Source organism: Acinetobacter sp. 148 (genome assembly GCF_031196675.1).
GTDB lineage: Bacteria > Pseudomonadota > Gammaproteobacteria > Pseudomonadales > Moraxellaceae > Acinetobacter > Acinetobacter baumannii.
Window position 1 is genome coordinate 230,944 of record NZ_JAVIMT010000060.1, and the last position, 14,119, is coordinate 245,062.

The window sequence follows — 14,119 nt, forward strand, 5'->3', positions numbered from 1 at the left end:
TGCCCCTTTAATTTTTTATGCAGCACCCTCTATCGCTTTTACATCATTAACGAGTTTAGGCTGTTCTTTTTTCTCGACCCATTTTGCTGGAAAGATTTTTTCTACAGCATGAGCGAGTGGCCTAGCAAGCGCAGTAGGTAACTGTATCCCCAAAGGGTTTTGTTCTTTTAAATCTGCTGAAGACACCACACGTGTTCCCATCACATAGTCAAACCAAGGTTTGGTCACACACCAATTAGCATCTTGATTAGAGTTCATATGGTGGTCGTAATGCCACGGAATTTTACGCTTTGCCCAGTCAGGCTCTAAATGTGCACGGCGATGAATATAATAATAGTTTCCTGCACTGTACCAAGCTGCAAGTGCCATACCTTTTGAAAAGGGGTAGAAAATTGCACTTGAAACGGTTGCCACCACGGCAAGTGAAATTAACTCATTTTTGGTTCGCCAGTTTCCAACGCCCTCAACATAACAATCATCATGAAACTGTTGTTTACGGACTTCACGATGATGCGCCCAATGCGACTCCATACTTTTCGGCACTGGGCTATAGCGCGGTTGTCCGGCACGGTGTACACCATGCAAAATATATTTGTGTGCTACCCATTCAAATGCATTCGCAACTGCAATTCCGGCAATAAACCCTTTTAACATCACCTAACTCCTTTTTCTTTTTATTGAGCATATAAAATTCGTTATGCTAGGTATTGACCAGAATTTATGGTTTCATTGACAAATCACGACAAGAAAGAGGTGGTTAGGGATGCCACAACTAAAAAATTATACAGGCTCGGTATATGGAGGACTGGGGCATCTTTTAAAGGCTTATTGCGAAGCCAATGGGTTAGCTATTCCTGAACAATTAGAACAAATCCAAAATCTGGAACGCTTTGACTATGTGGTTTGGCGCGACCTATTAGAAGTTATTTATAAACTGGATCCGAAGCCAGGTTTAGGGCTAGAAATTGCCAAATATGTACAACCCAAACATTTAGGCATTATTGCCTACCTTGCTCTTTCTTGCGATAACTTAGGTGAAGCCTTAATTCGTTACCATGACTTTCACCGTCTGATTTATGACGGGAGCCCATTAGTGGTTGAGCTACAAGGGCGGTATGGTTCTATTCGTTGGGAGGCACCAGAGTTACACCCTACCCAGCTTACCGATGAAATCGCGATTGCGTTGGTGATTCAGTTCTTACGTCTTTTTATGTCTCATGAAGATGTACAGTTACATGAAGTGCGCTTTTTAAATGCAGCCCCTAAAAATATCAGAGTTTATGAGCAGTATTTTCAATGTCCCGTTCGTTTTAGCCAACCCCGTACAGAGTTACTCATTCCAATTACCGAAATTCATAAACCGCTTAGCAGCGCAGACCACACATTACAGCAACTATTGGTTCAGCAGGCTCAAGCACTTTTAGAACAGTTACCCAATTCGACCCAACTCGATCAGCGTTTACAGCATTCAATTTTGACTGGTCTGCAAAAGAATCAGTATCAAATTGAATATATTGCAGCTCAATTAGGCCTATCGGTTCGACAGCTCCAAAGGCACTTACAACAGCAGAACACCACCTTTCAGGAACGTGTTCAGCAAGTACGCTTTATGCTGGCAACCGAGTATTTAAAAGATCCGCATTTAAGCCTACAAGAGATTGCACTTTTGCTGTGTTATTCAGAACAAAGTGCCTTTCAAAGAGCATTTAAGCATTGGACCAAGCAAACACCACAACAGTGGAGAGATCAATTTTTAAACAAAGAATAACCAACCAAAACTTACAAATCTTTTCTTGATTAAAACAACACTGAAAACAAAAATTTCATATAGTCACATGCTTAATTTTTTGTGACGTATTTCACATTAATTAAAAAATAGATCAATAGATGAGTAATCACAATGAATAAATATTTTGCTGAATTCCTAGGTACGTTTTGGCTAGTCTTTGGTGGTTGTGGTAGCGCAGTTTTAGCCGCAGCTTTCCCTGAACTTGGTATTGGCTTTGCAGGTGTAGCCCTTGCCTTTGGTTTAACCGTACTCACAGGTGCTTATGCTCTAGGGCATATCTCAGGTGGACATTTCAATCCCGCGGTAAGTGTTGGCCTTTGGGTCGGTGGCCGCTTCGATGTTAAAGATTTAATTCCGTATATTGTTGCGCAAGTGGTTGGTGCGACTGCTGCTGCATTTGTTCTTTATATTATTGCTCAAGGCCAAGCAGGCTTTAGTGGTGTTGGCGGTTTTGCGACCAATGGTTTTGGTGACTTATCACCAAATAAATTTGGTTTAGGTTCTGCTTTCATTATTGAAGTGGTTCTTACCGCTTTCTTCTTAATCATTATTTTAGGGGCAACTGACCGCCGTGCACCTGCTGGCTTCGCTCCTATCGCGATTGGTTTGGGCTTAACACTCATTCACTTAATCAGTATTCCGGTTACGAACACTTCGGTAAACCCTGCACGTAGTACAGGTGTTGCGTTCTTTGCTGAAACGGCTGCTTTAAGTCAGTTGTGGTTGTTCTGGGTAGCACCGATTTTAGGGGCTGTGATTGGGGCGATTATTTATAAGGTAGTTGCTGGGGATAAGGATTAACTGCACGACCGCAAATACCACGGTCACTCAAGTTGTAGTTGTGTAGGTAATGCCTCACTTTTGAGTGAGCAAAAGTGACAAAACTCATTCGTTTCACTGACGTTACTTCCATGTAACGCAGTGAAACAGGCGGCATCCGTGCCGCCATCGCGATAGCAAATTGAGTAAAATATATTTATTACAAAAACGGATTATTAACTTCTTGTTCAGCCGGACGTTCAATTTTCTCAGGTAATTCTTCTTTTTCCAAAGCTGCAACTACATCATTTAAAAAACTCTGCAATGCCTTTGCCTGCTCTAACCCGACTTTGTCTTTAGTGATTTGCAAATTGCCATAAATACTCACGCAATCGACATCATTTTCTAATGTTAAATCTTCAATTGAAGAAGACTCAGTACCCTTTTCAAATGGCTTAAACATAGCTATTGTCTCGTTGTTATATCTTCAAAGTGTAATACGACCAATTTAAAAAAAATCAATCAAAATTAAAAGTGCCGACAAAATTAAGAAAGCGCCCATTAGGATATTAAAATATTTCAAACGGTTGCCCTTATTCAGTACCACTGAAAATTTATCACCACATAGTCCCCAAAAGAACAAGCATGCATAGCATGTGAAGAAATAAATAATAATAAAGATCGGCAACGACTGCGGGTTTTCAATGCTAGTAAACATGGTAATGCCCGACACACAAGCCAACCACGCTTTTGGATTAAGCCACTGTAATAAGAAACCATCTTTAAAATTGGGAATAAGCATGTGCCCTACAGGTGCACTTGAAATTGAAATATTGGCAGCAGAAAGAATAATTTTTATGCCGATATAGCAAACAAAGAGCGTTCCACAAACTGCAAGAATTTTTAAGACAACTGGAAACTGAGTTAATACACTTTGAAGGCCAAAGGCCATAAAAATCAAAAGTAAGGTAAAGCCAATGGTGGCACCTGAAATATAGGGAAGTGATCTTTTTAAACCATGATTTAAACTGGTCGATAAAATAACTGTATTGACGGGACCGGGTGTAATCGACATTGCAAAAGAAAAAAGAAACATCGAGGCAAACATTATTATTATCCTTATTCGAATAAATAGATGAACAGACAGATCTGTCTGTTTATCTTATTGTATCGTTTCAGCCTTCACAACAGTGCTAGAAGCGTCTTATTTCATTATCTGCAAGAAATAGTTCACCAAGGCTTCAACCAATTGTTTCACAATGGCATTTCTAGTTTCTTCATCAATACTTGGAACTTTTGCTTCCATCGGTTCAGAAGAGCCAGTTTTTTGCTTTTTAAATTGGTCTTGTAACGCTTGAATTTGTTCTGCGCTTAGGTCTTGTTCGCACTGGCTTTCACCATCCCAATGCAAATAGTCGAGCTTTTGGTTGGGTTTAACTTGGCTAGCAGTCAACGGTAAGCGATAAACGTTACGTTTTTGCTGCTCGGTTAACTGTGGAAATAAGTTAATACCAAGCTTTTCTTCTATATAACAAACACTCACTACCTTCACTTGCTGCGAGTTATTATTAGGTGCGTAGTAAGCCCCAATAGCGCCAGTTTTTGGCATATACACCGCTTTATAAACTGCGGTAGGTACAATCACACCCTGCCCAATCGTTTTGAGACGTTTACCCTCAAAAACAGGTCCTGTCACGACATATACATCTTGTTTTTGCTTGGTGACAATAGCACGGGTTGCTTCTTCAAGTTTACGCCAGACTTCTTGGTTATTTTTAGGCGCTTGCGGCACCATGTTGCTGAGCGAGAAACTATCAGACTGTGATTCTTTATTTGGCATATCGCCATTCGGTGCCATATGACCACGGTCATACCCTGAACCACGGTAGTCACTTAAAAGTGCCCGATGCTTTTGAGGAACACGCGTTTCTTCATGGAAGTTATCTTCACGTTTAATTTTGACACTTAAACGTTCAGCATCTAAATGCTCGGCCGACCATAATGGTGTTTTAGAAATGCCTGAATAAAGAACATTAAAACCGTTAAAGCACAGCGGATAGCTGTCTTTTTTTAAGCTTTCTTTATTTAACGCAGGCGGAACTTCACGATAAAACTGGTTAAGACAAGTCGAGTTAGTACTTAAAGGCGAAAACCACTGCGAAATCTTTTCACTGCCGAAAGCAATTGCAAAGCTTCCGGCTGCAATACAAGCAAGAATAATCTTGCCAAAATGCTCACTTAGAGAAAATGAATTTGTACCTTTACTACGTTTTTTACTTGCCATGTTTCTATCAATACCACTGTCCACACGCAGCTTAACAATCCTGCTTTTTTAAGTATATCGCTTATCTTTCAAATGGTTAAAACGTGGTCATCTTTTTTGTAACTCTAATCGGTTTTACGTAACAGTCTGTTGGCATTATGAGAGCCTTTGGCTATTGAATTGCGCCAATTGCGTATCTTTCGTTGAAATACACTTATGGCTTATGACATGGTTAGCTCCACAAATTTGGATAAAAATATAATCGGAGTCCATTTAATGATCCATTCAAAGATTATTGGTATTGGCGTAATCACAGGATTGTGTAGTATGGCTGCTTTGGCTGAACCAGCAGTCCAGCCAGGTGATACTTTAGAAAGCTTATCTAAAGTAAAAGTGACTACAACCGTCAACGGCCAACCAGGTTCTATTAGCGATTTGGTCAATAGCGGACAAGTACAGCAAGTTTCTGCTGCACCAACAAGCGCAGCGCCTACCGGTGCTCCTATTCCGGCAGATGTTCCACCAGCACCTCCAGCGGGCGGTGAAATGGCTCCTCCAGCTGCACCAACTGATGCAGTGCCACCTGCACCGAATCAAGCGGCTCCAGCGCCACAAGATCCGAACACTCCACCGCCAGCTGCTAACCCGAACCAATCAGCAGACCCAATGGCAAAAGATGGGGCGTTACCAGCAGATGCACCTATGCCACAAGCTCAATAATCCGAGCCATAAAAAAACCAAGACATATGTCTTGGTTTTTTTATTACATCAAATTTTATATTTCGATTTGACTACCTAATTCAACAACACGGTTAGTTGGAATTTGATAGAAATCACTGACCGGACTGGTATTACGCTGCATTGAAATAAACAGCTTTTCTCTCCATGGCGACATACCGTCTCCCACAGAATGAACAATACGATCACGCGAAATAAAGAAGCTGATATGCATCAAGTCATATTCAAGGCCTAATTGTTCATAGGCTTGCATCAATGCTTTCGGCACATTCATTTCATCTTTAAAACCGTAGAATATTTTAATACGGAAGAAATGTTCGGCTAAGGTTTCGGTTGTAATACGCTCTTCAGGTGCAACAAACGGTACATCTTCAATCACTACAGTGACCAAGATATTACGCTGATGCAGTACCTTGTTGTGCTTAATATTATGCAGCATGGCATGTGGCACAACATTTGGCGTACCCGTCATAAATACAGCATCGCCCGGCACCCAGTGCACACTATTACCAATACTTTTTACAAACAAATCGAGTGACAAAGTATCGTGTTCAAGCTTAGCAAAAGTAAGCTCACGGCCACGTTTCCATGTCATTAAAATAGTCACCGCAATCGCACCAATCAATAATGGCACCCAACCGCCCGACAAGATTTTAAGTGAAGTTGCACCGACCAATACCGACTCTAAAATAAAGAACGGAATAATCAGGAGAAGCACTTTTGGCAGGCTCCACTTCCACGCCGAGTAGATAAACACGGCAACCAAAATCGTGTCACAGAGCATGGTCAAAGTTACGGCCAAACCGTACGCACTTGCCAAGTTCGAGCTGGTTTTGAAGATTAAAATTAAGATAATAATTGCGATTAAAAGTAACCAGTTTAAGAAAGGTACATAAATCTGACCTTCTTCGGACTCAGACGTATGTTTAATACTTAAACGCGGTAAATAACCCAATTGAATCGCTTGGCGCGCAAGAGAAAACACCCCTGAAATTACAGCTTGAGAGGCAATGACTGTTGCCATGGTTGCCATAATAATCATTGGGTACAAGGCCCACTGCGGCACCAGTAAATAGAATGGGTTTTCAATTGCCGCTGGGTCTCTGAGTAATAATGCGCCCTGTCCTGCGTAGTTTAAAACCAAGCATGGCAATACCACAAAGAACCACGCCAGACGAATCGGCACTGGTCCGAAATGTCCCATATCGGCATATAGCGCTTCACCACCAGTCACTGTTAACACCACAGCACCCATCACAAAAAATGTCATGATCGGATGGTGATAGATAAACTGGATCGCCCAATGCGGACTAAACATGCCTAGTACCACAGGTGTTTGGATGACACTGTGAATACCCAAGATTCCTAAAGATAAGAACCACACAAGCGTAATTGGACCAAAAAACTTACCTACAAACGCCGTACCGTGCTTTTGCACCAAAAACAGCGTGACGATAATGGCAATTGCAATAGGCATAATGAACGGGTCAAATACATCGGTTGCAATAGACAACCCTTCGACCGCAGACAATACTGAAATGGCTGGGGTAATAATACCGTCACCAAAGAACAGTGATGCCCCAATAAAGCCTATCGCAATCATGTAGATTTTTTTGTTGTCGGCAATTTTCGCTTTACGCAAATTCAACGCGAGTAAGGCCATAATGCCACCTTCACCATTGTTGTCTGCACGCATCACGATTGCGACATACTTGATGCTAATAATCAGCATTAAGCACCAAAAAATAATGGATAAAATTCCTAATACGTTTTCAGGCTGAATTCCCAACCCATGCGCTGCATGGAAGGACTCTTTCAAGGCATAGAGCGGACTTGTTCCGATGTCTCCAAAGACCACTCCAAGAGCTGCCAAAGCCGTGGCAGGCAAGGTCGCTTTTTTGGCCGTATTTTGCATTGTGTAATTAAACCAATATGATTTTTAGCGCAATCTTATCACCTCTATTATTTTTTTTCTGTAAAGCTCGTCTTAAATCTTGGCAGGACTCGTTTTTTTAGTTACTATCGCACGCCTTGGTGAGGTGTCCGAGTGGCTGAAGGAGCACGCCTGGAAAGTGTGTATACGTTTACGCGTATCGAGGGTTCGAATCCCTCTCTCACCGCCAGAATTCAAAAAAGACCTAATCGTTTTGATTTAGGTCTTTTTTATTTAACTTAAATAAAATTAATTTAATCAACGATAAGTAACTTCGCACCATTCAAGCTATAAGACTGGTGTGGTTCGGAGTTATCTCCGACTTGATAACTCATACCTGAAGTTAAAGTAAATTTTCGTCCATCTTTCAATCTACTTTCTAACTCACCTTCTAGGCAAAATAAAATATATCCTTTTTCACACCAATGGTCTGCCAAGTAGTTTGAAGAGTACTCTACAAGCCTTACTCTTATTTTATTTCCTTCTTCACCAAAAAATTGAGTTTTCCAATAAGCTTTTCCAGTTTCACCGCTATATTCAGTGATTTCTATTTCTTCCCAATTTGTAATTTGAAATGGAAAAGGTGCGATATTCATAGTTTTTCCAAAGACGTATTATTGTGTTTTCAACTTATAGACAAAATTGGTTTTTGCAAACACTTTAAAAATATTATCTCTTAAAGCCAACGCCCAACTAAGAAAGAAACTCATTAGATTTCTCTAATCAGCCTTAATCCAGATCAAAAACTTCTAATGACTCTACATAAGGCAAAATAAGATATTCACGATTAGATAAATGCTGTTCTAACTGGTTATGTGTTGTTTGGTTGAATTGATAAAAGTTGCTCAACTCATTAAGTAATTGAGGCGTTTTATTTGCATCAAATTTTGATGTTTTAATAAAGAATAATAAGCTTGCCCCTAAACCCACATACTCTAAGCCATAGTTTTGATCTAAATGCTCAATCAAGCTAAAAGACTCAAAAGGGTTCAAATCACAAGTAAAGTAACCATTGAGGCATGCTGCAAATTTTTGAGTTTCAGTTTGAATATTGACTAACTTTACTTGAATAACTTCATCTAAAATTTTTTCTGGTTCAGCATTGATCTGTAGCAGAGTTGCCTGATCTTCATCGCTATAGTTAAGTTTTTTTGGCAAGTTATTAAAGTTTAAATAATTTTCTGGCTTTAATAATTGTTCAATATGGTATCGAAGCTCTAAAGGTCGAGTATTTTCCCAACTTGCTGCACTGTCATCTTCAACGAATTCTGTGGTATCAAAATAAAGCCCCTCTCCCATTGAAGCATGCATAGACGTGTATTCGCACTGTCCTATATCTTCTAAAAGTAATAATACTTTTTTAGGGAAATGTTTCTGCTTAATTTCTGAATATAAGTTAGCAACATCGTTCCATGAGTTTATTTCACTGATTGTTGCGTAGCATATTAATTCATGAGCATCTTCAGTTATAAGGGAATTTTCTTTTTCCTTAATGCGAAAAACGGTCATAATTTTTTAAATTTAATCTATATTTAACGAACATTTATATCATAGATAAATCGTATATTTAACTTAATACCTTAATGTAATTTTTTAAAAAATCTTCTATATAAAAGGCCTAAACCCTCACGCTTAGGCCTTTCTATCTTTAAATTTACTCAGACAAAGCTAATAACTTCTGAACGTACTGAACGGCACTGTTATCTATTTCTTGGTGAGTTGGAATAGCATCATCTGGTGAAGGGTTTGTATCTAAACCATAAAATGCATAAAGTGGTTGATAGACCGCCCCAACATATAAAGCGGTGAGTTCAAAAGAACTAAAAATCTGCTCTAACGAAAGCTTATATTCACCTTGCTCTGAATAAACTTTTTCTTGAGCACCCGCAGACACCGCCAGCATAAACTTTTTATTTTTAAGCTTGTCACCTGTTGAACCATAAGCCCAACCATACGCTAAAACTTCATCAAGCCATTGTTTCAAAAGTGGCGGGCAGTTAAACCAATACACTGGAAATTGAAAGACTAAATTTTCGTGTTCTTCTACAAGCGCTTGTTCTTTGGCAACATCAATTACGCCATCTGGGTAGGCTTGATAAATCTGGTGAACGGTAAATTGGTCGGGATATTTTTCTAACTCCTCTACCCATCTTTTATTAATTACAGACTGGTCTATGTGAGGATGTGCAACGATCACTAATGTCTTTTTCATTATAAAAACACTCTTATCGAAAAGTAGATAAATCGATTATAGAAGTGTGCTTTCCTAAATATAAGTACGGTAATTTTTGTTATATACTATACTAAAAGATAGTGTAGATTTTAAAAAATGACTGACTGCCTTCCATCAAATACGCCATTAGAAGAAACAGGATTTGGCTATACCCTTTCTTTAATTAATGGCAAATATAAGATGATCATCATGTATTGGCTGTATGGAAAAACCGTTATGCGTTTTAATGAGTTGCAGCGCTGTATTGGCAATATTTCATTTAGAACGCTGAGCAATACACTTAAAGAGTTAGAAAGAGACGAACTTATTATTCGTAAGGAATATCCTCAAATTCCACCAAAGGTTGAGTATCGTCTTTCTGAAAGAGGACAATCTTTAATTCCGTTGTTAGATATGATGTGCCAATGGGGCGAGCGGAATATGAATTCTTAGTTTTATAAACTTAAAGTGATACTCAATATGAGACATGAATTAAGAGAAATTTTTATTAGGGGATGCGACGATAAAATAGAAAAGAAAGGAGACAATGTCGGTCTATCTTTTTATGCTTTTTTTAAAAATAAGAATGACAACCCTAAGCTATTGATGGAAGCAGCGCATTGGTGGATTATGGAACATAAACTAGATCACTTCGAGAAAGCTGTGAAGATTAAACAATTAGTTTTAAGTGAACAGTAAAAGTTAGAGTGAAAGACTATCGAGAATAGGATAGTCTTTTATTTTCATACTAGAGATAAAGTGAGAAAGGATAAAAATGTTTATAAATACTTTATCTAGTTTTCTTGAAAAATTAGCCTCAAAAGAAGATTTAGATGAATGGTACTTGTCGAGCTTCATTGATGAAAATGTTTATTCACTATTACCAGCAGAAGCTTTTAAGTTTTCTTCACATGTTATAAAGCTTCTTAAAGATGACGCTCAACCAGACTATACATATGAACTGCTAACGATTTTATTAGCTCTACAACGTCAGTCTGACACAACACAAGCACCCGAAATTCTAAAAAATAGTCCTAATTTTTTTGATGAATTTACGAAAACAAATCATGAAAAATATATTCTCAATTTAGCTCATGAGTTGGCCGAAAATTACTTAATAAAAATATAGGTTTACCTTTTATAATATTGAGATATTTAATTAAAATAATTTAATTTTACAGATAGATTATTCATAGTTTAAATCATCTATATTTCTATCAAAATCTTCAGTAATTCCTTTATATTTTTTTGCATTTTGAGCACTTTCATCTCTAGGAATATGCAAAAAAGTAATAGGAATATGTCTTACTTTATATGCATATTCTGTCCCCGAATGGGGTTGTAAACTATAAATACAGCTAGACTTCTTGGGACACGGAGTTAAAGATAATAAAGAATCACCCAATTGATCAGTTAGATATGCCTGCCACTGTTCCATTACTTTTGGTTCAGTTTGTTTAGCATTATTTGGTTTTATAAAGATAAGCATAGCGCCTGCCGTTGCACCTACTTGTCCTTTACTATATCGCTCAGTAAGTTGAGTATAACCTCCATATAAATATGAATTACCATATTTATTAGGACCTCCCCATATTTTTGCCTCTGCAATCCAAACAAATTGTCCTAAAGTAATAGAAATATCAGCATTACCATTAGTATCACTATCTTTTTGTACTGAAGGCCATTTGCGTTTTAGGTTCATCCAAATATTATGAGAAATCCTGACCTCATCTAGATCGCGATAATATTCTACCGCTGTTAGCATATCAGTCGTTATTTCATCTATATCTTTATATACCTCTTCAACAAAATCCTCATAAGTACCTTCTGTAGCTAAGAGATCACGATAAGCACTTTCAATTGCTCTAGGCATCAAATTTAAATTCATGATATTGACTCCCAAATTTTGATAAAACCTTCCGTTGGTACAAAATAAGGAAATACAATTTGGTAGTATTGTTCAGCAGTTAATCTATTCCCTTCTTGAGGATGATAGAACTCGTTTTCTTTCATAGCTAAGAAAACTTCACGTCTAGGTAGCTCCACCCAATACTTTGTTACTTCATCCCGATAATGAAAATGTTGAATTAAAACCTTAACCTCTTGGCTACTTAATAGATAAACAGCATTAATAAATTGTGAATGCTCTGAATCTTTAGCTTTTGAAGCAGTAAACAAATAACTAAAGTGCATATCAGTTTCTTTAGTTAAATCATCAGTATTCGCAATTTCTATAATTAAATTTTTACAAAGAGTAAAAACTAACTCGTGTTCTGGTAGTCCATCAATAAGTTTTATAATTAATGGACTGAAATATTCAAAAACCTGATTAGCTCTTTGTAAATTACTATTCATTTATCTATTCACTTTTCAAGTGCATTATAATTCTATCAATACAATACTGCAGTCCATTATAAGATTCTAGATAATCTAAAATTGCAAAGTGTACTGGATTATTTGTTGAATCCCTAAATTCAGCTTCTGTTAAGCCCAAACTAACAACTGGTTTTTCCTCTTCGGAGACATAATATTCACGATCAATTCCAAAAAAATCAAGTATCTGATTTTTTGATCCATCTTGGAAAAACTTATCATCTCTCATATTATTTGATTTTTTCCCACTTCTACCTAGATAAGTATACCCTCCTTTTCCTGTAGAAAAATCATGATTGACGACACGACCTGTCGCTGGATCTTCCACTTCCATTTTTGGAATAATTTTTCTCAAATTTAGGCTGTTCAATTGATCTAACATTCCAAAACGCTTAATTAGCGTTTTATACTCTTCTATTTTTATATTAGATAAAGCTTTATCAAAAACATTAATTAGATCAATACCTAAAACAACGATATCGTGTTTATAGTCTATTTTAATAAAATCAAAAGCATTTAGGTCAAAGCGGAGTTTTTTTGAGATACCAACAACAACAGCATCTGGATATTCTAAAGAGAAATCATCACCTTCTTTAAGGTTTTCAGGAATCGTCTTATAATAGTTACGTTCACTTTTAAAATAGTAAATTGTTCCGCTATCCAGCTCTTCTGCTTTCGCTAATACAGCATCTGTACTTGTAGCTTGAGTATGATCAAAATTACCTTCAAATACTTTTGTTTTAAGAGAAATTGCTTTTAAGTAATCATCAATTTTTTTAATATTTTCGGAATCTAATTTAAATAGGAAAATCTTTTTATTAGCAAATGAGACATGCTTATCTAATATTTTTGTTAAGTTAACATTAATTTGAGTTAAGTCATTTACGACATTTCCCTTTTTTAAACCTTTTACTGCATTAATTAACCCAGCACGTCCTCTTCCAGTAATTTGGAATGGACGAAATATATCAGCAATAATGTTTGCAGGAAATTTTCTTTTATTAAGTTGATCTAATTTATTAATTACATCTTTTTTTAAATTTTCAATTTCTTGATTTTGCGCCACGCTACTAAACCTTTTCCTGTTTAAAAATAACGCACTTATATCATTATTTATTAAAAATCGCCATAGTAATAAAATATTCTAATTCATATAAAGAATTAAATAAAAAACTTCTATTAAAATTTCTTAAGAAAAGCCCAACTCTCGTCGGGCCTCCCCCCCCTCAAACCCGACTTAAAAAATAATCAATCAAATATTCCCTTTCATCAGTTTGCTTTGAGCTTAAAAGCTGCACCATTGCTCCATCGACCACAAACAAAAACATATGCGCATCTTCAACTGTAGCGGCAGGTTTTACGGTTAAAAGTAGTTTGTGAATTTCCTGAATAAGCCAGTTTCGATAATCAACCACCACTTTATAAGCCGAAGGATAATGTTTTTCTATTTCAAAAATTGCTTTAAAAGGCAAACGATAAAGCCCGTCTGAGTCAGCATGTAAAAAGAAAATTCTCTTGAGTTTATCGAACACCATCAGTTCACGGTACGAATAGATCGTGGAAAATACCTCTTCTTTTAAAGCGTCTGTTTGAAAAGTTAAGCTCATCTGAATGAGTCTTTCTTTTGAATGGAAGTAGTTGTAAAAGGTGGCTTTGGGAATTTGGGAGTCGGCAATAATTCGGTCTACCCCTACCTTATGAAACCCGTATTGGTTAAATAAATCTTTTGCCGTGTGGAGCACTCGCAATGCTCTAAATGAAGCTTCTAAATTTTTCATGTATATCGCTTAGAATAATTTTTTGTTGTAAATAAAAGAGATAGAAATGCTGTCGCTCTTAAATTGAGCGCTAAATACAGGCATGCAAAAGCCGCACAAAAATGGTGTGCTCGCCTATCTCGGGTTTTATTGTTGCTATGATTTTTTAGTCGTAATGACCTATGGGCTAAAACCTAGAGTCGGTTAAACCGTTTTAAAGACCAGTTGGGTATAGAGGTAAAAATTTTGGCAAAGGTTGCCAATGAGAGAGATAAAATAGTACGCATGTGCGAAC

General features: G+C 37.3%; 18 protein-coding genes and 1 tRNA gene. 7 read left to right on the forward strand and 12 right to left on the reverse strand.

Annotated features, from left to right (window positions below):
- Nucleotides 1–15 precede the first annotated feature (15 nt).
- Nucleotides 16–654, reverse strand: a complete 639-nt coding sequence (locus tag RFX69_RS10305; RefSeq protein WP_057052033.1) for a hypothetical protein — start codon at nt 652–654, stop codon at nt 16–18.
- A gap of 109 nt (nt 655–763) precedes the next feature.
- Between RFX69_RS10305 and RFX69_RS10310 the strand changes: the two genes are divergently transcribed.
- Nucleotides 764–1,768, forward strand: coding sequence for an AraC family transcriptional regulator (locus RFX69_RS10310; protein ID WP_109046187.1), 1,005 nt, complete (start codon nt 764–766; stop codon nt 1,766–1,768).
- Nucleotides 1,769–1,900: 132 nt separating this feature from the next.
- A complete protein-coding gene (gene aqpZ / locus RFX69_RS10315) occupies nt 1,901–2,590 on the forward strand; it encodes an aquaporin Z (RefSeq protein ID WP_001045987.1) in 690 nt (229 codons plus the stop codon).
- Between the two features lie 178 nt (nt 2,591–2,768).
- Here aqpZ and RFX69_RS10320 read toward each other — a convergent pair whose 3' ends face one another.
- The 3 genes from RFX69_RS10320 to RFX69_RS10330 all read right to left on the reverse strand — a co-directional run bounded on the left by RFX69_RS10320 (nt 2,769) and on the right by RFX69_RS10330 (nt 4,832).
- Nucleotides 2,769–3,011 carry a hypothetical protein gene (locus tag RFX69_RS10320; protein WP_000476056.1) on the reverse strand — a complete coding sequence of 81 codons (243 nt, stop codon included), beginning with the start codon at nt 3,009–3,011 and terminating at the stop codon, nt 2,769–2,771.
- 45 nt (nt 3,012–3,056) lie between these two features.
- On the reverse strand, nt 3,057–3,656 hold the full coding sequence (locus RFX69_RS10325; RefSeq protein WP_289332470.1) for a LysE family translocator: 600 nt from the start codon (nt 3,654–3,656) through the stop codon (nt 3,057–3,059).
- Nucleotides 3,657–3,752: 96 nt separating this feature from the next.
- Nucleotides 3,753–4,832, reverse strand: coding sequence for a DNA/RNA non-specific endonuclease (locus tag RFX69_RS10330; protein ID WP_000157128.1), 1,080 nt, complete (start codon nt 4,830–4,832; stop codon nt 3,753–3,755).
- 255 nt (nt 4,833–5,087) lie between these two features.
- Here RFX69_RS10330 and RFX69_RS10335 point away from each other — a divergent pair, with 255 nt between their 5' ends.
- Nucleotides 5,088–5,531 carry a hypothetical protein gene (locus RFX69_RS10335; RefSeq protein WP_000581860.1) on the forward strand — a complete coding sequence of 148 codons (444 nt, stop codon included), beginning with the start codon at nt 5,088–5,090 and terminating at the stop codon, nt 5,529–5,531.
- 55 nt (nt 5,532–5,586) lie between these two features.
- Here RFX69_RS10335 and RFX69_RS10340 read toward each other — a convergent pair whose 3' ends face one another.
- Entirely contained in the window at nt 5,587–7,464 is a 1,878-nt protein-coding gene (locus RFX69_RS10340; protein WP_001181667.1) for a potassium transporter Kup, read from the reverse strand.
- 118 nt (nt 7,465–7,582) lie between these two features.
- Between RFX69_RS10340 and RFX69_RS10345 the strand changes: the two genes are divergently transcribed.
- Nucleotides 7,583–7,672: transfer RNA gene (locus RFX69_RS10345), tRNA-Ser, on the forward strand.
- A 64-nt stretch (nt 7,673–7,736) separates the two neighbouring features.
- On the opposite strand, the gene RFX69_RS10350 is transcribed toward RFX69_RS10345, so the two are convergent.
- The 3 genes from RFX69_RS10350 to RFX69_RS10360 all read right to left on the reverse strand — a co-directional run bounded on the left by RFX69_RS10350 (nt 7,737) and on the right by RFX69_RS10360 (nt 9,694).
- Nucleotides 7,737–8,078 (reverse strand): DHCW motif cupin fold protein, encoded by a 342-nt coding sequence (locus tag RFX69_RS10350; protein WP_272289430.1) that lies wholly within the window; start codon nt 8,076–8,078, stop codon nt 7,737–7,739.
- Nucleotides 8,079–8,211: 133 nt separating this feature from the next.
- Entirely contained in the window at nt 8,212–8,991 is a 780-nt protein-coding gene (locus tag RFX69_RS10355; protein WP_272245107.1) for a hypothetical protein, read from the reverse strand.
- A gap of 145 nt (nt 8,992–9,136) precedes the next feature.
- On the reverse strand, nt 9,137–9,694 hold the full coding sequence (locus tag RFX69_RS10360; RefSeq protein ID WP_000753356.1) for an NAD(P)H-dependent oxidoreductase: 558 nt from the start codon (nt 9,692–9,694) through the stop codon (nt 9,137–9,139).
- A gap of 117 nt (nt 9,695–9,811) precedes the next feature.
- On the opposite strand from RFX69_RS10360, the gene RFX69_RS10365 reads away from it, so the two are divergent.
- The 3 genes from RFX69_RS10365 to RFX69_RS10375 all read left to right on the forward strand — a co-directional run bounded on the left by RFX69_RS10365 (nt 9,812) and on the right by RFX69_RS10375 (nt 10,823).
- Nucleotides 9,812–10,147, forward strand: a complete 336-nt coding sequence (locus RFX69_RS10365) for a helix-turn-helix domain-containing protein (protein ID WP_000128772.1) — start codon at nt 9,812–9,814, stop codon at nt 10,145–10,147.
- A gap of 27 nt (nt 10,148–10,174) precedes the next feature.
- The gene (locus RFX69_RS10370) at nt 10,175–10,393 is read left to right on the forward strand and encodes a DUF6500 family protein (protein WP_289332471.1); all 219 of its coding nucleotides are present in this window, start codon (nt 10,175–10,177) and stop codon (nt 10,391–10,393) included.
- Nucleotides 10,394–10,469: 76 nt separating this feature from the next.
- Nucleotides 10,470–10,823 (forward strand): hypothetical protein, encoded by a 354-nt coding sequence (locus tag RFX69_RS10375; RefSeq protein ID WP_289332472.1) that lies wholly within the window; start codon nt 10,470–10,472, stop codon nt 10,821–10,823.
- A 57-nt stretch (nt 10,824–10,880) separates the two neighbouring features.
- Here the strand turns inward: RFX69_RS10375 and RFX69_RS10380 are convergent, their stop codons facing one another.
- The 4 genes from RFX69_RS10380 to RFX69_RS10395 form a co-directional block, all read right to left on the reverse strand.
- Entirely contained in the window at nt 10,881–11,582 is a 702-nt protein-coding gene (locus RFX69_RS10380) for a hypothetical protein (RefSeq protein ID WP_269527733.1), read from the reverse strand.
- A complete protein-coding gene (locus tag RFX69_RS10385; RefSeq protein WP_239956846.1) occupies nt 11,579–12,049 on the reverse strand; it encodes a hypothetical protein in 471 nt (156 codons plus the stop codon). Before RFX69_RS10385 ends, RFX69_RS10380 begins: the two co-directional genes overlap by 4 nt.
- A 4-nt stretch (nt 12,050–12,053) precedes the next feature.
- A complete protein-coding gene (locus tag RFX69_RS10390; RefSeq protein ID WP_269527735.1) occupies nt 12,054–13,133 on the reverse strand; it encodes a hypothetical protein in 1,080 nt (359 codons plus the stop codon).
- A 160-nt stretch (nt 13,134–13,293) separates the two neighbouring features.
- Nucleotides 13,294–13,845 (reverse strand): TetR/AcrR family transcriptional regulator, encoded by a 552-nt coding sequence (locus tag RFX69_RS10395; protein ID WP_289332473.1) that lies wholly within the window; start codon nt 13,843–13,845, stop codon nt 13,294–13,296.
- Nucleotides 13,846–14,119 lie beyond the last annotated feature (274 nt).